Annotated in this window: 16 protein-coding genes; 11 read left to right on the forward strand and 5 right to left on the reverse strand. The window is 65.1% G+C overall.

From position 1 onward, the window contains the following. Nucleotides 1–11: 11 nt before the first annotated feature. Genes E9536_RS19740 through E9536_RS19785 form a run of 10 tightly spaced genes read left to right on the forward strand, consistent with a single transcriptional unit; the run spans nt 12 to nt 11,321 of the window. Nucleotides 12–1,304: a type II and III secretion system protein family protein gene (locus E9536_RS19740; protein WP_230961205.1), complete on the forward strand. Its 1,293-nt coding sequence runs from the start codon at nt 12–14 to the stop codon at nt 1,302–1,304. A 45-nt stretch (nt 1,305–1,349) separates the two neighbouring features. Then, nucleotides 1,350–2,630, forward strand: coding sequence for a fimbrial protein (locus E9536_RS19745; protein WP_027787668.1), 1,281 nt, complete (start codon nt 1,350–1,352; stop codon nt 2,628–2,630). A 3-nt stretch (nt 2,631–2,633) separates the two neighbouring features. Next, nucleotides 2,634–3,998, forward strand: a complete 1,365-nt coding sequence (locus E9536_RS19750) for a CpaF family protein (RefSeq protein WP_060358187.1) — start codon at nt 2,634–2,636, stop codon at nt 3,996–3,998. Beyond that, the gene (locus tag E9536_RS19755; RefSeq protein ID WP_027787666.1) at nt 3,991–4,986 is read left to right on the forward strand and encodes a type II secretion system F family protein; all 996 of its coding nucleotides are present in this window, start codon (nt 3,991–3,993) and stop codon (nt 4,984–4,986) included. The genes E9536_RS19750 and E9536_RS19755 overlap by 8 nt, the downstream gene beginning before the upstream one ends. Nucleotides 4,987–4,990: 4 nt before the next feature. Next, complete coding sequence (locus tag E9536_RS19760) at nt 4,991–6,001, forward strand: type II secretion system F family protein (RefSeq protein ID WP_027787665.1); 1,011 nt, start codon at nt 4,991–4,993, stop codon at nt 5,999–6,001. Nucleotides 6,002–6,024: 23 nt separating this feature from the next. Continuing rightward, a complete protein-coding gene (locus tag E9536_RS19765; RefSeq protein WP_027787664.1) occupies nt 6,025–6,912 on the forward strand; it encodes a pilus assembly protein in 888 nt (295 codons plus the stop codon). Beyond that, nucleotides 6,902–7,264 (forward strand): DUF3613 domain-containing protein, encoded by a 363-nt coding sequence (locus E9536_RS19770; RefSeq protein WP_311766547.1) that lies wholly within the window; start codon nt 6,902–6,904, stop codon nt 7,262–7,264. Before E9536_RS19765 ends, E9536_RS19770 begins: the two co-directional genes overlap by 11 nt. Before the next feature lie 11 nt (nt 7,265–7,275). Next, nucleotides 7,276–9,150 (forward strand): TadG family pilus assembly protein, encoded by a 1,875-nt coding sequence (locus E9536_RS19775; protein WP_060358183.1) that lies wholly within the window; start codon nt 7,276–7,278, stop codon nt 9,148–9,150. Between the two features lie 17 nt (nt 9,151–9,167). Beyond that, nucleotides 9,168–10,559 (forward strand): sigma-54 dependent transcriptional regulator, encoded by a 1,392-nt coding sequence (locus E9536_RS19780; protein WP_091921408.1) that lies wholly within the window; start codon nt 9,168–9,170, stop codon nt 10,557–10,559. Nucleotides 10,560–10,613: 54 nt separating this feature from the next. Next, nucleotides 10,614–11,321: a DUF2968 domain-containing protein gene (locus E9536_RS19785; RefSeq protein ID WP_027787660.1), complete on the forward strand. Its 708-nt coding sequence runs from the start codon at nt 10,614–10,616 to the stop codon at nt 11,319–11,321. A gap of 77 nt (nt 11,322–11,398) precedes the next feature. Here the strand turns inward: E9536_RS19785 and hfq are convergent, their stop codons facing one another. Then, entirely contained in the window at nt 11,399–11,983 is a 585-nt protein-coding gene (gene hfq, locus E9536_RS19790) for an RNA chaperone Hfq (RefSeq protein ID WP_136470549.1), read from the reverse strand. A gap of 295 nt (nt 11,984–12,278) precedes the next feature. On the opposite strand from hfq, the gene E9536_RS19795 reads away from it, so the two are divergent. After that, nucleotides 12,279–12,563 (forward strand): PXPV repeat protein, encoded by a 285-nt coding sequence (locus tag E9536_RS19795; RefSeq protein ID WP_060172084.1) that lies wholly within the window; start codon nt 12,279–12,281, stop codon nt 12,561–12,563. Nucleotides 12,564–12,590: 27 nt separating this feature from the next. Here the strand turns inward: E9536_RS19795 and E9536_RS19800 are convergent, their stop codons facing one another. The 4 genes from E9536_RS19800 to E9536_RS19815 form a co-directional block, all read right to left on the reverse strand. Continuing rightward, entirely contained in the window at nt 12,591–13,508 is a 918-nt protein-coding gene (locus E9536_RS19800) for a DUF1571 domain-containing protein (protein WP_136470429.1), read from the reverse strand. Between the two features lie 29 nt (nt 13,509–13,537). Then, complete coding sequence (locus E9536_RS19805; RefSeq protein ID WP_136470430.1) at nt 13,538–15,292, reverse strand: AMP-binding protein; 1,755 nt, start codon at nt 15,290–15,292, stop codon at nt 13,538–13,540. A 156-nt stretch (nt 15,293–15,448) separates the two neighbouring features. Then, nucleotides 15,449–16,270: a TetR/AcrR family transcriptional regulator gene (locus E9536_RS19810; RefSeq protein ID WP_027787655.1), complete on the reverse strand. Its 822-nt coding sequence runs from the start codon at nt 16,268–16,270 to the stop codon at nt 15,449–15,451. 215 nt (nt 16,271–16,485) lie between these two features. Further along, on the reverse strand, nt 16,486–17,706 hold the full coding sequence (locus tag E9536_RS19815) for an MFS transporter (protein WP_027787654.1): 1,221 nt from the start codon (nt 17,704–17,706) through the stop codon (nt 16,486–16,488). Nucleotides 17,707–17,828 lie beyond the last annotated feature (122 nt).

Raw genomic sequence — 17,828 nt, forward strand, 5'->3', positions numbered from 1 at the left:
CCATCTGGGCCATGACCTTCGCCGTATTGGCCGAGGCTGCCGGCGCAAACGGGTCGATTGATCTTGCGGTCGGCTCGCAGCGGCAGGTCGCTACCGGCCGCACGTTGCAGCGGATCGCGGTGGGCGATCCTTCGGTCGTCGACGTGCTGGTCATGAAGGGCAGCCGCGCCGGCAACGTACTGCTGGTTGCGAAGGCTCCCGGTTCGACGAACGTGATGTTGTGGGAGCGGGGGCGCGACGAGCCGACGGTGTGGAATGTCAATGTCGTCGATGCGGCCGCGCAGGCCGTGCTGGACGGCGCGGGACCGTCCGTGAAGGCGTATGGCGGTGCCGCTGTCGTGTCGGGCTCGGCGGCTTCGCTCGACGCGCATGAGCGGGCAGTTGCAGTCGGCAAGCGGATGGGCGGCAAAGATGCGACCGTGATCGATACGTCGACAGTCGGTAACCGGAGCGTTGTGCAAGTCGACGTGCGGGTCGTCGAATTCAGCCGCTCGGTGCTGAAGGAAGCCGGGCTGAATTTCTTCAAGCAAAGCAACGGATTCGCATTCGGCGCATTTGCGCCGGGCGGTCTCCAGTCGGTGACTGGTGGCGGAACGGCGGCGTTCCAGGCGACTGCCGGCATTCCGATCGCGTCCGCGTTCAACCTGGTGGTGAATTCGGCGGGCCGCGGCATCTTCGGCAATATTTCGATTCTCGAGGCGAACAACCTTGCCCGCGTACTTGCGCAGCCGACCCTGGTGGCGTTGTCCGGGCAAAGCGCGAGCTTCCTCGCCGGCGGCGAGATCCCCGTGCCGGTGCCGCAGGCGCTTGGCTCCACGGCAATCGACTGGAAGCAGTACGGCGTCGGCCTCACCCTGACACCGACTGTGCTGAGCCAGCGCCGCATCGCGCTCAAGGTGGCGCCGGAATCGAGCCAGCTCGACTTCCAGCATGGCGTCACGATCAACAGCGTATCGGTGCCGGCGATCACGACCCGTCGCGCCGATACGACGGTCGAGCTGGGTGACGGGGAAAGCTTCGTGATTGGCGGCCTGATCGACCGCGAAACGATGTCGAACATCAACAAGGTGCCGGTCCTGGGCGATCTGCCGATCATCGGCGCCTTCTTCAAGTCGCTGAATTATCAGCAGAACGACAAGGAGCTGGTGATCATCGTGACGCCGCATCTCGTTGCGCCGATCGCGAAGGGCGCGCCGTTGCCGACTACGCCGGGCGAACTGTCCGAACAGCGCGATGGGCCGGTGTGGCGGTCGTATCTTGGCGGTATCGCATCACCCGATGCAGCGCCCGGATTTTCGAAATGAATGCGGGACGAGATGTCGCGCGATATGTAACCGGGGGTGTTCAACATGAACGCGAGAACCCTATCGTTGGCTGAGCCTGCCGTGACCGATTATTTCGTGTGCGCATCGCAGCAGGATGAACATGCCCGCTGGCTGGGCGAGACACTGGTGTCGGCCGGCACGGTGGAAGCGTTGTCGCTTGACCCAGGTGCGCTGAGCCAGCGCATCACGGGGCTCAATCCTGCGATCGTCTTCATCGATTTTTCTCGTGCGCAGGGCGCGGCGAGCGCTGCTGCGGCCGCCGTGCGGCTCGCCCATCCGGGCCTGCCGGTCGTCGCGCTCGGCACGCTTTCGGAGCCGGAAAGCGCGCTTGCGGCACTGCGGGCTGGCGTACGCGATTTCATCGACGTGTCCGGTAGTGCCGAGGACGCTTTGCGGATCACCCGCGGGTTGCTCGAGCATACCGGTACCGAACCGGCCAACCGGCACGGCAAACTCGTCGCGTTGCTCGGCGCTCGCGCGGGGATGGGCGTCAGCACGCTCGCCGCGAATCTGTCGGTGTGGCTGCACAAGCGTACGGGTTCGGGCACCCCGGAAGCGGGCACGCCTGCGTTCGGAGTCGCCGCGCCTCACGCGCGGCAGACGGCGCTGGTCGACCTCGGGCTTCCCGCGGGAGACAGTGCGCTGTTCCTCAACACGCGCTGCGAATTCCATTTCGTCGAAGCCGTGCGCAACCTGCGGCGCATCGACCGGACCTTCGTCAACACGGCGCTGACGCGTCACGCGAGCGGCGTCGCGCTGACCACCTTGCCGCCCAATCTCGCCGACCTGCGCGACGTGTCGTATGCGGCTTGCGTCGGCCTGTTGAACCGGTTGCGCGCGTTCTTCGACCAGCAGATCGTCGATCTCGGCGGATTCACGAATCATGAATTCGTTGCGCAGATCACTGCTGTGGCCGACGAAGCGTGGCTCGTGTGCGACCAGGGCGTCGCATCGATCGTCTCTGCGGTGGACCTGCTGGAAGGGCTGCGCGATGCGGGCGTCGACATCGGCAAGATTCGTCTCGTCGTCAACCAGTACGACGCGACGCTGAGCCTGACACCGGCCCAGATCGCAGAGCGGCTCGGCATTTCGCTGCTGGCGACGCTGCCGGCGCGTCGCGTGGCCATCGGCCAGGCGGCCAATCAGGGGCGGCTGATCGTCGAAACGGCCGAACGCGATCCGTATGTGCGTGCCCTCGAGCCGCTCGCAGATCGACTGGCCGGCCCGATCTCCGCCGGCCAGCGCGGTGCATTGGGCCTGTCCGCCCTCAAGCGTTTCATTCAACCTTCGTCCAGGCGATCGTAAGCGATGGCACACGACATCCAATTTGCCGACGGCGCAGCGCCGTTCTCCCAGTCGCAGCAGTTTCACGACATCAAGAATGCCGCGCACGAGCATCTGTTGACGCGCATCGAGGAACTCGGCGCCGAATTCGGCCGCTGGTCGCGCCAGGCGATCAACCAGTTCGTCGATCTGGAAATCGACAGCTTCGTGCGTCTACGGCGCATTCCGCTGAACGAGACCGAGGTCAGGGCGATCGCGGAGGCGCTGACGAAAGAGCTCGCCGGGTTCGGTCCGATCGAGGATCTGCTCGCCGATCCGCACGTCGAGGACATCCTGATCAACGGCTACAACGACATCTACGTGTCGCGCCACGGCATCCTGGCGAAGCTGCCGATCCGTTTCACCGACAACGCGCACCTGCTGCGGATCGTGCGCCGCATCCTCGCGCCGATCGGCCGACGTCTCGACGAATCGAACCCGATGGTCGACGCGCGGCTGCCGGACGGCGGACGCGTCAACGTCGTGATCGAACCGCTGTCGATCGACGGGCCGGTCGTATCGATCCGGAAATTCCGCAAGGACCCGCTGAAACCTGCCGACCTGCTCGCCAACGGTACGTTCAATACGGAGATCGGTACGTTGCTGGAAGCGGCGGTCGAGGCGCGCTGCAACATCCTCGTGTCGGGTGGCACGAGTTCCGGCAAGACGTCGCTGCTCAATGCGCTGGCGTTCTACATTCCCGAGCACGAGCGGGTCGTGACGATCGAGGACACGGCAGAACTGTCGCTGAATCACCCTCATGTCGTGCGTCTCGAAAGCCGCCCGGGCGGTTTCGACGGTAACGGCGTCGTGACGATCCGCGACCTGCTGCGCAATACGCTGCGGATGCGGCCGGATCGCATCATCGTCGGCGAAGTACGCGGCGGCGAGGTGCTCGAGATGCTGCAGGCGATGAATACGGGGCACGACGGATCGATGGGCACCGTCCACGCGAGTTCGCCGCGTGAGTGTCTGTATCGTCTTGAGATGCTGGCCGGTTTCGCAGGTTTCCAGGGAACGGAATCGAGCCTGCGTCGGCAGATTGCGAATGCCATCGACTTCATCGTGCAGATCGGCCGTCTGTCGAACGGTCGACGCCGGATTCTTTCGATTACCGAAGTGACCGGCCTGTCGGACAACATCATCGCGACGCAGGAACTCTATCGCTACGAAGCGCGCGTGACACCCGAGGGCGAAGAGGTCGACAACTGGGAGTCGCTCGGCATTCATCCGCATTCGCCGAAGCTCGCGCGTTTCCGGCAGTCGTTGCAGGCCGCGGGCTTTGGCGGTAGCGGTGGCGGCGGATTCGGTAGCGGATTCGGCCGCGGCGGCGGGGGTTTCAATGTATAGCCTGATGGCTGGCGCGCTTGCAATGGCACTCCTTTGCGTTGCCGCCGCGTTGATGCTGTGGCGGCATGGCGAGGTGAAACGCGGCCGCGCCGACGTGCAGCGCTTCATCGACAGCCGCATCGAGCCGGCCGCGCGAGCGGCGGGTGCGCTTCAGCCTGACGCGAGACCGGTCCAGAATGTCGCGTCTGTGCCCGGTGCGGCCCGCGCGCAGTCCGCTGCGCCGGCTTCGCGCTGGGCGCAGTGGCGTGAGATCGGTACGGAATACCTCGTCAACGTGGCGAGCCGTGCAGGCATCGAGGATGCGCGCGGCAAGGCGCTTCTCGCGCTGCTGGGGTTGGTCGCGCTCGGGCTCGTCGCCGGTAATCGGGGCGGCTGGCTGGCTTGCGTCGCCGCGCTCGTGTGCGGCGCGTCGCTGCTCGTGTTCTGGCTCGTGTCCCGCATTCAGCGGCGTCGCCTGACGATCGTTCGCCAGTTGCCGTCGTTTCTCGACGGCATCGTGCGTCTCGTCACGCTCGGCAACAGCGTGCCGGCGGCGTTCCAGGCGGCACTGCTGACGACGGAGGCGCCGTTGCGCGGTTGTCTGGACCACGTATCGCGGATGTTGCGCACGGGTGTCGAGATCGATCGTGCGATGGGACACATCGCGAGCGTCTATCAAACCAAGGAATTCGAACTGGTCGGTTCGGTGCTGCGGCTCTCGGTCCGGTACGGCGGCCGCGCCGACGTCATGCTCGATCGGATGTCGACGTTCATGCGCGACCTCGAGCAGGCCGAACGGGAACTGGCTGCGATGTCGTCGGAAACGCGACTGTCCGCATGGGTGCTGGTCATGTTGCCGATCGCGATCGGCAGCTTTGTGATCGCGACGAATCCGCTCTATCTCCAGTCGATGTGGAACGATTACACGGGACGTCAGCTGTTGTTCATCGCCTTCATGCTGCAGTTCGCGGGCGGGATCTGGTTGTACCACATGGCCAAGCTCAGGTGACGGCATGACAGCCAATCAACTCGGTTCGCTCGCGCTGGCACTCGGCGCACTCGGCGTCGTGCTGCTGGCGCTGCTTGCAGTACGCCGCGCAAGTGCGCAGACGCGCAGCGATCGCACGCTGGCCAGCGCGCTCGAGCGGCGCTCAGCGACGTTGGAGGCAGCGGGTACGCGTGCTGCACAGGAGTCCGATGAATCCCGGCAAAATCCGTTAGGACGGAATGCGGGTGACAGGCGATCGTATCTTGTGCAATGGCTGGACCGTCTGTCGATGGTCGGGGCGCGCCTGCTCGATACCCGCCTGGGCCGGTATCTTGTCGCCGACGAAGATCGGCTGCTGCTGGAGCAGTGCGGCTACGCCGACACGCGCACCCGCGGACTGTTCCTGAGCGCGCGACTCGCCTGTGCGATCGTCGTGCCGTTGCTTTTCCTCATGCTGATGGGCTCTCAACTGACCGGCGCGCAATGGCGGGCGGGTGGGGGCATTGCGCTCGTCACCGGCTTCATGTTGCCGAAGCTGTACCTGCGGCGTCGTGCTGCACAGCGCCGGCAGGCGGTGATCGACGAACTGCCGCTGCTGGTCGACATGCTTCGCTTGCTGCAAGGCGTCGGATTGTCGCTTGACCAGAGCATCCAGGTCCTGACGAACGACTTCAAGGGGATGATGCCCGTGCTGTCGCTGGAAATGGAAATCGCCCAGCGGCAGTTCGCTGCCGGCCGGACGCGCGAGCAATCGCTGCAGCGGCTGTCGTCCGGTTTCGAGAACGAGGATCTGCGTGCGATCGTGCGGCTGCTGATCCAGGTCGACAAGCACGGCGGCGCGGTACAGGAGCCGCTCAAGCAGTTCGGCGACCGGTTGCGCGAGGCGCGCCGTGCGATGCTGCGCGAACGGATCGGCAAGCTGACGGTAAAGATGACGGGCGTGATGATCCTGACGTTGCTGCCGGCACTGCTGATCGTGACGGCCGGACCGGGAATGATCTCCGTGTTGCGCGCGCTGAGCCAGGCGCAGCCCTGATGCCGGGATGCAAAGGAAGCAAGATGAGACGCATCGATGAAATTGTGAAAGTGGTGGGCGTGTTGGCAATGGTGGGCTTGCTCGGCGCGTGCTCGGCATTCAAGGAAAGCGGGTACGGCGTCGGCCCGCAGGCGGAACGCGCGGCGCTGATGGACGCGGCGGCGCAGAAGCAGGCGGCGCCGGATACGCCGGGCATGTATCTCGGCCTGATCGAGCGGATGCAGGCTCAAGGGCTGTATTACGCGTCGCTGGCGCATATCGACGCATACGAGAAACAGTACGGGGCGTCGCCGCAAACGATCCTGCTGCGCGCCGATGCATTGCGCATGACGGACCAGCCTGCCGCGAGCACTGCGGTCTATACGCAGTTGCTCAACACAACGCTCGCCGCGCGCGGCTATCGCGGGCTCGGGCTGATTGCCGGCGGCGCGGGCGATTTTCCGCGCGCCGCGCAGGCGTTGTCGCAGGCAACCGTGCTGGCGCCGACCGATGCATCGACGCTTTCGGATCTCGCTTACGCGAAGCTGCGTTGCGGCGATATCGAGGGGGCGCGCATTCCGCTGATGAAGGCGGCCGAGCTTGACCAGAGCAATCCGAAGATCATCAGCAACCTGGTGCTGTACCTGCTCGCCTCGGGCCGAACCCACGATGCGCAGAAGCTGATGGCGCAGCAGAAGCTGTCGATGGACGTTCGCAACGATATCCGCAACGACGCGACGAAGATTGCCACGGCGGCACGTACCTGGCGTCGTGCGTCCCAGTCACCGGCTTCGGCTTCCGTTTTGACGCCGACCGGTTCGGGAAGCGTGGTCGACGTGTCGGGCTCGAATGTCGCGAAGCGTCCGTCGCCGGTTGCGAACATCCAGGGATTCGATCCGACTGCGCCTTTGCTGCAGCGGTTTGCACAATGAAAAGGGCATAGGGGGAACTGACATGACGAACAACAAGAATCCAGGTCGCGTGGCACGCGTGTGCCAAGGTGTCGCGCTTCTCGTGCTCATGGGGGCCGCAACCGCGGCGTATAGCGATCAGCCGGCGCCCGACGCGTCGGAAATCGGTCATGCAACCAACGCGCTGCTTGCATTCCAGCGTGACGGGCGCGCGGCCGGCCCGGCCTTGCCGGTACTGGGCGATGCCGCATCGCTTTCCTATCAACGCTATCTCGAATCGTTCAAGCACAAGATTCCGGAATCGATGGGGTCGCCGGTCAATACGAACGGCAACGGATCGTCCGGCGGACAGAGTTCATCGCAATCGTATTGAGCGGAGCAGCGATGAGCACTGCTCGACATGCATCGAGTCGGATGGCCGGACCAGGTCGCGCGTCGCCGCGGCGGCAGCGGGGTTCGGTCGTCGTCACGGCGGCCGTGTGGATACTGCTGTCGATGGTGATTCTCGGTTCGATCGACATCGGCAACGTCTTTTTCACGCGCCGTGACATGCAGCGCGTGGCCGATCTTGCTGCACTCGCTGCGGTTCAGAAGCTCGACGATACATGTGCGAACGTGACCTCCGCGGCCACGAGCAACGCGTCGACAAACGGCTTCACGATTGACGGCAGCGGCACCACGTCGCTGTCGGCCGAATGCGGTTACTGGGCACCGTCGGCGACCGGAACGGCGAGTTCCTTCTATTCGTCGAAATCGACGGTGCCGCTCGCGACGCAGTTGAACGCGGTGCGCGTGACGGTCTCCAAGACGCTGCCGTATTTCTTCTTCGGGCCGACACGTACGGTGACTGCAACGTCGACCGCGAAGGCGACCAACATCGATACCTTTTCTATCGGCGCGACGCTGGCCGCGGTGGGCGGCGTCGGCTGCTCGGGCGTGCCAAGCGGGAACCCCGGCCTGGTGAACGCGTTGCTGGGCTCGTTGCTGCAGGGGCAGAGCGGCACGCCGCTGAACCTCAATCTCGTGTCGTACCAGGGGCTCGCCTGTGCGAACGTCAAGCTCGGCGACATCGCCGTCGCGCTGCAGTCGCTATCGGTCGGCAACGGGACGATCGGCGGGCTCGTCAATGCCAACGCGTCGGTCGGCACCTTGCTCAACGCGATGGTGGCGGCCGTCAACAAGTCGACCACGCTGGGTACGACGCTGCAGACAAGCGCAACCGGTGCACTGACCAACCTGCTCGGCCTGAACCTGCTCAGCAACACGGCGATCAAGGTCGCGAGCCTGACCGGACAGGGCGCCACGTCGCTGTTGACGCTGGGGCTCGCGAACACGCAGGCGGCGGCAGACGCGACCGTTAACGTGCTCGATCTCGTGATGGCGATGGCCCAGATCTCGCAGGCCGGCAAGCCCGGCGTGGTGATCGGCGCCAATGTGCCGCTGACGTTGCCGAACGGCAGCTCGGTATCGATCGTCCAACTGCAGGCGCAGGTCATCAGCCCACCGACCATCGCGGTCGGCGAAGGCGGGAAGGATAAAAACGGCGCGTGGCGGACGGTCGCGACGAATGCGCAGGTCGGCCTGTATCTCGTCGTCAACCTGGGCGTGAACCCGCTGCCGGTCGTGGTTTCCGCGAACGTCTATCTGCCGCTCTATGTGCAACTGGGCGCCGGAAGCGCGACGTTGTTGTCGACCAACTGCCTGACGTCCCCGAATTCCGCGACGATTTCCGCTCAACCGAGCGTTGCCAATCTCTGCATCGGCCAGCCGCCGCTCACGTCCGGCAATCTGCTGAACCTGCCGGCAAACTATAGCTGCACGTCGCCAGCCAAGGTGCTTGACGTCCTGGTTTTGGCTGGTGCAGTCGAGGTGTCCGCGACCGTTTCCAACGTGTCGGTGGATCTGGCCGGTAATCCGGCAACCAATACGTTCTACGGACGCGGCGGCAGCGATCCGTCGTACTACTGGACGACCAACACGAATGCGCTGGGTTCGGCGGTGAACAATGCGCTGGCGGGCCTGAAAAACGCACAGATCACGCCGACCGTGAGTCTGCTGTTCGGGCTCATCTCGGTCACGATCACGCCGGATTTCATTTCGTCGCTGTTGTCGGTCCTGACCACCGTTCTGAGCCCGCTGTTGACCGCGCTCGACGGTATCATCGATCCGCTGCTGGACCTGCTCGGCGTCCAGCTTGGCGCCGCCACGGTGCATCAGATGTCGCTGACCTGCGGCGTCGCGCAAACAGTCAGCAATTAGAGAAGCAAGACCATCCGATGAGAACCACGCCCGCAATCGAAGAGCTCGACCTGTACGTCTGGGAAGGCAAGGCGGACATTGTCGACCGCGTCGCCCGGTGCATGGCGAGCTTCGACGTCGAAGTGATCCGCGCCGACAACGCGGAGATCTCGCCCGAGCGCGCCGCATTGCGGCCGTCACTGGCGATCATCAGCGTGACGATGATCGAAATCGGCGCAGCGTTCCTGCGCGACTGGCAGGCCAACATCGGCATGCCGGTCGTCTGGGTCGGCGCGGCGCGCGATCACGACGCGTCGCAGTATCCGCCCGAGTATTCGCACATCCTGCCGCTCGATTTCACGTGCGCCGAGCTGCGCGGCATGATCGGCAAGCTCGTCACACAGCTGCGGGCGCATACGGCCGAAACGTCGCATCCGACCGAGCTCGTCGCGCACTCGGAATCGATGCAGGCACTCCTGCACGAAGTCGATACATTCGCCGACTGTGACACCAACGTGCTGCTGCACGGAGAAACCGGCGTCGGCAAGGAGCGCATCGCGCAACTGCTGCACGAAAAGCATTCGCGCTACCGGCACGGTGAATTCGTGCCGGTGAACTGCGGTGCGATTCCCGACGGCCTGTTCGAATCGCTGTTCTTCGGTCACGCGAAAGGATCGTTCACGGGCGCGGTTGTTGCGCATAAAGGCTATTTCGAACAGGCGGCCGGCGGCACGCTGTTCCTCGACGAAGTCGGCGATCTGCCGCTGTACCAGCAGGTCAAGCTGCTGCGCGTGCTCGAGGACGGCGCGGTGCTGCGCGTCGGCGCAACGTCGCCGGTCAAGGTCGATTTCCGCCTGGTCGCGGCGAGCAACAAGAAGCTGCCGCAACTCGTGAAGGATGGCCTGTTCCGCGCCGATCTCTACTACCGGCTCGCGGTGATCGAGCTGAGCATTCCGTCGCTGGAAGAGCGCGGCGCCGTCGACAAGATCGCGCTGTTCAAGTCGTTCGTCGCACAGGTCGTCGGCGAGGCACGGCTCGCCCAGTTGTCCGATCTGCCGTACTGGCTGACGGACTCTGTCGCAGACAGCTATTTCCCCGGCAACGTGCGCGAACTGCGCAACCTCGCCGAGCGCGTCGGTGTGACGGTGCGGCAGACGGGCGGGTGGGATGCCGCGCGGTTGCAGCGGTTGATCGCGCACGCGCGCAGTTCGGCGCAGCCGGTACCGGTGGAGAGCGCGGCCGAGGTCTTCGTCGATCGCAGCAAGTGGGACATGAACGAGCGCAACCGCGTGATTGCGGCGCTCGACGCCAACGGCTGGCGGCGTCAGGATACGGCGCAGCAGCTCGGTATCAGCCGCAAGGTATTGTGGGAAAAAATGCGCAAATATCAGATCTTTGACGAGGAGCCCGAGACCCGCGAAAGTGAGTAATTAATGAGATAAAATCGCGCTGAATTACAACGACACGGGCGGGAATAGAACTTCATGAGCCATATGACGGGGTTGGGAAAGGCGTGCGTGTTGCTCGCCGTGGTGGGAGGCATGCAGGGCGCTTATGCGCAGAGCCTGGCGGACAGCGGGTCGCCGGCAGTACAGCAGGCGTCGGCGCCGGTGGCCGCGATTCCGGTGGTCGATCCGCAGGTCCAGACGTCGGTGCAGCCGCAGGCAGGTGAGTCGACGGGGCCGAGCACGGTCGACGACCTGCAGCGCCAGATCCAGGCGCACTCGCTGACGGAAATGCGCACGAGCTACAACGGCAGCTACGGTGCGAGCCTGCTGTTCAACGTAAAGGACGGCGCGTATTTCGTCGCGCTGTTCCAGCAGAAGGCGTTCTGGCGCGTGATCAAGACTTACGACGAATCGCGTGCGGAAGCGATCTACCGCGATTTCTCGCACCAGGCGGAGCGGCTGGCCGTAAACGAACTGCGAGCAGCGAAGCTGGAATCGCAGAAGGCGCAGATGGACAAGCAGATCGAAGTCACGCAGGATCGCGCGCGGCGTCTGCAGGCGGATATCTCGATCGCACGCCAGCAGCAGGCGGCAGTCGCGGATCGTCAGAAGAGCGTACGTAACGAGACGGCCGCATTGCAGGCGCAGCAGGCCGAGCTTCAGTCGCAACTGCGGGCGTTGCAGCAGCAGGTGCGTTCGTTGCAGCGGGAGGCCGACGCCGGTTTGCCGACGACGGCACGCTGAACCCGGCAGCGGTGCGGCGACATGCCGCGCCGGCCGCACAAGTAAAAAGGGCAAGCCGGTTGGCTTGCCCTTTTGTTTTACTGGCCGTCCGGCACGATTCGCCGGCGGCGCGTCACGATCACCGGACCGTTGCCGCCGCGGGAATCCGGCGGCGAAGCGTTGCCGGATGCGTCGCCGGCATCGCGCGGTGCGCCGTAGCTTTCGCGCGGTTCACGGGGTTCGCGCGGGGCGCCGTAGCCCTCACGCGGCTCACGCGAGCCGTAACCCTCGCGCGGTTCGCGCGAGCCATAGCCTTCACGCGGTTCGCGGGAGCCGTAGCCGCCGCCGTCGCCGCGCGATTCGCGCGGGCCGCCGTGCGAGCCGTACGGGCTGTGACCGCCGCCTTCACGGCCGCCCGGGCGCCCGCCGGTGCGCGGCCCGCGGGGGCCGCCGCTGCCGCCCGGGCGCGAGCCGCCCGTGTCGAGTTGGATCGTGGAAATCGCGCGCTTGTAGATGCCTTGCAGACCCACGGGGGTGCGCAGCATCACCAGGTACTGGTCGAACGACTCGATACACCCCGTCAGACGAATGCCGTTGACGAGATAGATTTCAACACGCTTACGTTCCTTGCGCGCCGAATTGATGAAGTCGTTTTGCGGATGGGATTCTGCGGGATTGGCCATTGAGGTGCGGCAGGAGCCTGCGTCAGAGAATATGTTGTGCGTGTGTGTGGCGTGTGCGTCCACAAGGTGTTTGGCGGGATTCTACCCTGTTCAATCGGGAAACGCGCAGTCGTGATTGTGTCGAACCGTAACCCACTATAGACGTTCCAGCGCATTTTCGCGATTCGGCCGAACGGTCAATGCCATTTCGTTACGCCGCGTTACGACTCTCGCAGCGCCGTATCACCTTGGTTCCCGCCCGACGCGTACATTGGCTGCGCGAGCCGGGCGGGCCGGTATATCAGGGATTGAGAACATGGACAAGAGACGATGGGCGGGGTGGGTCGGGGTCGTGGCGTTGCTGGCTTCCGGCAGTGCGATGGCGGGGCATGTCGACCTGTCGGTCGGCATCGGCGTACCGGTCGCGCCGGTCTATGTCGAGCCGGCGCCGGTCTATGTGGCGCCGCAGCCGGCCGTGGTCGCCTATCCGGGCTATGGATACGGCTACTACGGCGACGAGGACGACGATCGCTATCGCAAGTGGCGCAAGCACTATTACAAGCATTGGCACCGGCACCACGGCGGCGACGATGACGATTGAGCCCGAGGCCAGCCCCGCCGGCGCGCATCAGAACGCGTAGTCGGGGTTTTTCGGGTCGAATGCGGTGTCGTCGAGCGTCGCCGGCGCGATTTTCTCGATGACGATCCGCTCGAAGATCTTGCCGTCGTTGTCATAGGACTCGACGGTCCGGAAATAGGGCGCGTGCAGATCGAGCCCGAGGACTTCCTTCTTCGCATAGAACTGCGGCCGGCCGGTCGGTGTTTCGTAGGTGAGCGCGACCACGCGCACGCCGCCGATCGTCCTGGCTTCCACATCGGTCGGCCGCTGCACGCCGGCTTCCACGTATTTCTTCCCTTCGGTCAGGTACAGGTTCGTGATGAACTCGGTACCGAGATCCTTCACCTGGTGATTCGACTGCGCGCGTGCGAGTGCGCCGTCGAGTGCCGTCCACAGCGGAATCTTGCCGAGCAGGCCGCCGAGGTGCCCGTACATCTCGTCCTTGCGCTGCGTCGTGTCGTAGATGGTCTCCTGTCCGGCATGCGCACCGCCCGGCAGCCATTTCGCATAGACGCGCAGCGGCTCGCGGGTGGTCTTCACGAGCATGCGGTCGGGCGTATCGGACCACTTTCCGCTGATGCGCTCCTGACGCACCATCGTGAACTGGTACGACGGATAGCCGTTGGGGCCGTTACGGATATAGAGCGGCACGGCGAGCGGATCGAGTGCCTTGAAGAGCGCCGTGAGCGTCGCGTCGTCGAGTTGCGCGAGCGTGCCGCGCTGTGCGGCCGTGCGCAGCCAGCGCGCCTGCTGCGCGACCGGCTCGCGCGCGACTTTCGCGAGGTCCGCCGGCAGCGCGGCGCCCGCGGCCGCGCTTGCGGCGTCGGCCGTTTCCTGGGCATGCAGGGCCGCCTGTCCGAGCGACAGCAGGCAGGCGACTGCCACGGCGGCGGCATGCCGCGCGTGGTGCTTCTTTCCTTCGTTCATCGACGGCGTCTCCCTGGGCGACGGATCGTTCAACCTTGCTTCGCGGCCTTGATTTTGGCGAGTTCTTCGTCGCGCAGCGCGCGGCGCAGGATCTTGCCGACGTTCGTCTGCGGCAGCGCGTCGCGGAACTCGACGAATTTCGGCATCTTGTAGCCCGTGAGGTTCTTGCGGCAGTGCGCGAGCACATCGTCGGTCGTCAGCGACGGGTCGCGGCGCACGACGAACACCTTGATCCGTTCGCCCTGTACCTCGTCCGGAATGCCGATCGCCGCGGCTTCGCTGATGCCCGGATGCATCACCAGCACTTCCTCGATCTCGTTCGGATACACGTTGAAGCCCGACACGAGGATCATGTCCTTCTTGCGGTCGATCAGGCGGATGAAGCCGCGTTCGTCCATCACACCGATGTCGCCGGTGCCGAGCCAGCCGTCGGCGTCGATCACCTTGGCCGTCTCGTCGGGGCGCTGCCAGTAGCCGCGCATCACCTGCGGGCCGCGCACGCACAGCTCGCCCGGCTCGCCGACGGGCGCCCAGGTGCCGTCCTCACGGCGAAAGCGCACGACGGTGGACGGCGCGGGCAGGCCGATCGAACCGCTGAACGCGGCCATGTCGTTCAGGTTGACGGGGTTCATCGTGACGATCGGCGAGCATTCGGTCAGGCCGTAGCCTTCGACGACCGGCCGGCCCGTCACCTGCTGGAAGCGTTCCGCGACCGCACGCTGCATCGCCATCCCGCCCGCCATCGCGAGCTTCAGCTTCGAGAAATCGCGCTTGCGGAATTCCTCGTTGTCGAGGAATGCGTTGTACAGCGTGTTGATGCCGGTGATCCCGGTGAACGTCTCGTTGCGGATGATCTTCATCACCATCGTCATGTCGCGCGGGTTCGCGATCAGGATGTTGCGCCCGCCGAGCCCCATGAAGATGAATGCGTTCACCGTCAGCGAATAGATGTGATACAGCGGCAGCGGCGTGAGCACGGTTTCGACGTCGCCCGATACCTGGTCGGCGATCCAGGCCTTCGCCTGCAGCAGGTTCGCGATCAGGTTGCCGTGCGTGAGCATCGCGCCTTTCGCGACGCCCGTCGTGCCGCCCGTGTATTGCAGGAATGCGAGGTCGTCGCGCGTCGTCTGCACGGGCTGCGGCTTGCTTCGCGCACCGAGCGCGAGGGCGGAGCGCAACCGGATGGCCTGCGGCAGGTGGTAGGCCGGCACGAGCTTCTTCACGTGCTTCAGCACGAAATTGATCAGGCGTCCTTTCGCATTGAAGCCGTCGGCGAGGAGGTCGCCGAGCGCGGTGACGACGATGTTCTTCACCTGCGTTTCCGGCAGCGCATCCTGCAGCGTGCGCGCGAAATTCTCGAACACGACGATCGTCTGCGCGCCGCTGTCCTTCAGCTGGTGCGCGAGTTCGCGCGCGGTATAGAGCGGATTGACGTTGACGACGATCGCACCGGCTTTCAGCGTGCCGAACAGCGCGACCGGGTACTGGAACGTGTTCGGCAGCATGATCGCGACGCGGTCGCCGGGTTTGACGCCGAGGCTTTGCAGGTACGACGCGAACGCGTCGACTTTCTGCGCGAGCGTGCGATAGGTCATCGATGCGCCCGCGCTCACATAGGCGACGCGCTCGGCGAAGCGGCCCGTGCATTCGTCGAAGAACTGCACGAGCGATGCGTATTGCGTGACGTCGATGTCGTGCGGGACGCCGGGCGGATATGACGCGTACCAGATGCCGTCGGTGTTCGGCGGAACCTGGGCCGCTGCGGTTGCTGCGGAAGATGACATGACATGTCTCCGGTCTTTGCTCTCGGCGAAGGCCGACGCTTCAGCGCCGGCCCGTGCCCCGTGCCGCACGGTCGATCGACGGGGCGCCTCGGCGCTCCGCATGACCGCGCGTTTCAATCAAATCGTGAACAGGAAGCCGCGCGTGGCCTCGCGCGCTCAGTTCGTGGAATGCAGCGTCGCCGTATCGGCGGTGGCTGCGCCCGACGACGGCAGCCCGAACGCCTCGCTTGCGCCTGCATCGTCGAGCACGGCCGCGAAGATCGACAGTTGCGCGCTGTCGGGCATCGGCGCTTTCAGCGCGGCGACGATCAGCGACGACAGCCGCGCGATCATCTGCACGTCGTTCATCGTGCGGCCTTGCGAGAACTCGTCGATCAGGCTTTCCGTTTCGGCGCCGGCGAGCGCGCCGGAGAGTGCACCGATCGCGAAGTGCAGCCGCCAGCCGAGCTCCGTGCGCGGCAGGTGCGGCAACGCGCGCTGGAATGCGTCGAAGAAGCGGCCCGCGACGCTTGCGTAGTGCGCGGTCAGGAAGTTGCGCACGAACGGCGACGGATCGGTGTACGCGCGGCCGATCAGCCGCAGGAACCCGGGCCCGCCGCGTTCGGGATTGCGCGATGCCTTCAGCGCGGGAATGAACATCGCGCCGAGCACGTGCTCGCAGGTGATGTGCGTGCCGAGTTGCGCATCGAAGCGGTCGAGGATACCGAGGCGTTCCTGGTTGAGCTGGTCGAGCCGGCGCGACAGCATCGCGTGGATCAGCGCTTCCTTGCTGCCGAAGTGGTAGTTGACCGCGGCGAGGTTGACCGCCGCGCGCGAGGTGATCTGGCGCATCGACATCGCCTCGAAGCCATGCTCGATGAACAGGTCCTCGGCCGCATCGAGGATGCGCGCTTTCGTCCCGCCGGTCTGCCGAGTGCCGGATGACCGTGCCCCGGACGGCCGTCCCGCGGATGGCCGCCCCTCCTGACTTACTGCCATGTCCCGCCTCCCATGCCGGTCGCCCGGCCGCGAACTGGTGATTTGATTATCTGATTCAAACAGTCGTTTTTATTAAGATAAAAAAGGGCGAGCGGAGCGGGCAAGCGGGGAATCTGGACAAATTCCTCTAGTTCGATGTGCGAATGCGGAAAGTATCGCGCGCGCCTTCGACAGGGCGGGGCACGCGCGATGGTGCAATGCGGCAATGCGCGGGATCAGGCGACCGTGCTACGCGTATTGACCGATTGCGTCATGTCGATGCCGCGCCGCTCGCGGCTGAACAGGATCAGCACGGCGATCACGACGGCGACGATGCCGGCCACGAGCGCGAGCGCGAAGCTGTAGTTGTTGTTGTGCGAAACGGCGAGCGAGGCCTGCATCGTCGCGTTGCCCGACGCGAGCAGGTTGCCGAGCTGGTAGACGACGCCGGGGAAGGTCGCGCGGATCTCGTCGGGCGAGATCTCGTTCAGGTGAACCGGGATCACGCCCCACGCACCCTGCACCGAGATCTGCATCAGGAACGCCCCCGCGGCGAGGGCAACCGGGCCGCTCGAGAACGCCCACAGCGGCAGCACGGGCAGGGCGATCAACGCAGCGATGAAGATGGCACGACGCCGGCCGATCCGCTCCGAGATCGAGCCGAACGACAGGCCGCCGACGATGGCGCCGATGTTCAGCACGATCGTGATCCACGACACGGTATGCGGATCGAAATGATGCTGTTCGCGCAGGAACGTCGGATAGAGATCCTGCGTGCCGTGCGAGAAGAAGTTGAACGCGGTCATCAGCACGATCGCGTAGATCGTGAGCTTCCAGTTCTGCTGCAGCGTGGCCCCGAGGCTCGGGCGCGGGCGTTTCTCCATCTGCTTCCACGCCGGCGATTCGGGCACGTGGGCGCGCACGTACAGCACGAGCAGCGCGGGCAGCACGCCGACCATGAACATCCCGCGCCAGCCGATGTACTGGTAGAACAGGCCGAACACGACGGACGCGAGCAGGTAGCCGCTCGGATAGCCGGCCTGCAGCAGCCCCGACACGAAGCCGCGTGCATGGGTCGGCACGGTTTCCATCGTCAGCGCGGAGCCGACACCCCATTCGCCGCCCATCGCGACGCCGAACAGCGCGCGCAGCACGAGCAGCGCGGTCAGGCTCGGCGCGAAACCCGATGCGAGTTCGAGCAGCGAGTAGCACGCGATGTTGACCATCAGCGTCGGGCGGCGGCCGAAGCGGTCGGCGAGCCGGCCGAAGATCAGCGCGCCTAGCGGACGCATCGCGAGTGTCAACGTGAGCGCGAACGCGACGGCGGGAATCGTCGATCCGAATTCGGCGGCGATGTCCTTCAGCACGAAGACCATCAGGAAGAAATCGAACGCATCGAGTGTCCAGCCCAGGTAGGCGGCGATCGTCACGTTGCGTTGTTCGCGGGTCCAGCTCATGTCCGAAGTCTCCTCGTTGGCTTGCGCGCTTACGATGTGCATGCGGATGCCGGCCCGGCTTGCGCGCGGTGCGGGGGCATGGATCGAGTGTAGGCCGCGGCGCTTGGCGATGTGGGGCGCGA

Source organism: Burkholderia sp. LS-044 (genome assembly GCF_004803625.1).
Classification (GTDB): domain Bacteria; phylum Pseudomonadota; class Gammaproteobacteria; order Burkholderiales; family Burkholderiaceae; genus Burkholderia; species Burkholderia cepacia.

Excerpts from the sequence above, each read along its gene's own strand:
- E9536_RS19810 (WP_027787655.1), bottom strand. The coding sequence starts at position 16,270 with ATGGCAGTAAGTCAGGAGGGGCGGCCATCCGCGGGACGGCCGTCCGGG.
- E9536_RS19760 (WP_027787665.1), top strand. The coding sequence starts at position 4,991 with ATGACAGCCAATCAACTCGGTTCGCTCGCGCTGGCACTCGGCGCACTC.
- hfq (WP_136470549.1), bottom strand. The coding sequence starts at position 11,983 with ATGGCCAATCCCGCAGAATCCCATCCGCAAAACGACTTCATCAATTCG.
- E9536_RS19755 (WP_027787666.1), top strand. The coding sequence starts at position 3,991 with ATGTATAGCCTGATGGCTGGCGCGCTTGCAATGGCACTCCTTTGCGTT.
- E9536_RS19740 (WP_230961205.1), top strand. The coding sequence starts at position 12 with ATGACCTTCGCCGTATTGGCCGAGGCTGCCGGCGCAAACGGGTCGATT.
- E9536_RS19795 (WP_060172084.1), top strand. The coding sequence starts at position 12,279 with ATGGACAAGAGACGATGGGCGGGGTGGGTCGGGGTCGTGGCGTTGCTG.
- E9536_RS19750 (WP_060358187.1), top strand. The coding sequence starts at position 2,634 with ATGGCACACGACATCCAATTTGCCGACGGCGCAGCGCCGTTCTCCCAG.
- E9536_RS19800 (WP_136470429.1), bottom strand. The coding sequence starts at position 13,508 with ATGAACGAAGGAAAGAAGCACCACGCGCGGCATGCCGCCGCCGTGGCA.
- E9536_RS19815 (WP_027787654.1), bottom strand. The coding sequence starts at position 17,706 with ATGAGCTGGACCCGCGAACAACGCAACGTGACGATCGCCGCCTACCTG.
- E9536_RS19775 (WP_060358183.1), top strand. The coding sequence starts at position 7,276 with ATGAGCACTGCTCGACATGCATCGAGTCGGATGGCCGGACCAGGTCGC.
- E9536_RS19745 (WP_027787668.1), top strand. The coding sequence starts at position 1,350 with ATGAACGCGAGAACCCTATCGTTGGCTGAGCCTGCCGTGACCGATTAT.
- E9536_RS19765 (WP_027787664.1), top strand. The coding sequence starts at position 6,025 with ATGAGACGCATCGATGAAATTGTGAAAGTGGTGGGCGTGTTGGCAATG.
- E9536_RS19785 (WP_027787660.1), top strand. The coding sequence starts at position 10,614 with ATGAGCCATATGACGGGGTTGGGAAAGGCGTGCGTGTTGCTCGCCGTG.
- E9536_RS19780 (WP_091921408.1), top strand. The coding sequence starts at position 9,168 with ATGAGAACCACGCCCGCAATCGAAGAGCTCGACCTGTACGTCTGGGAA.
- E9536_RS19805 (WP_136470430.1), bottom strand. The coding sequence starts at position 15,292 with ATGTCATCTTCCGCAGCAACCGCAGCGGCCCAGGTTCCGCCGAACACC.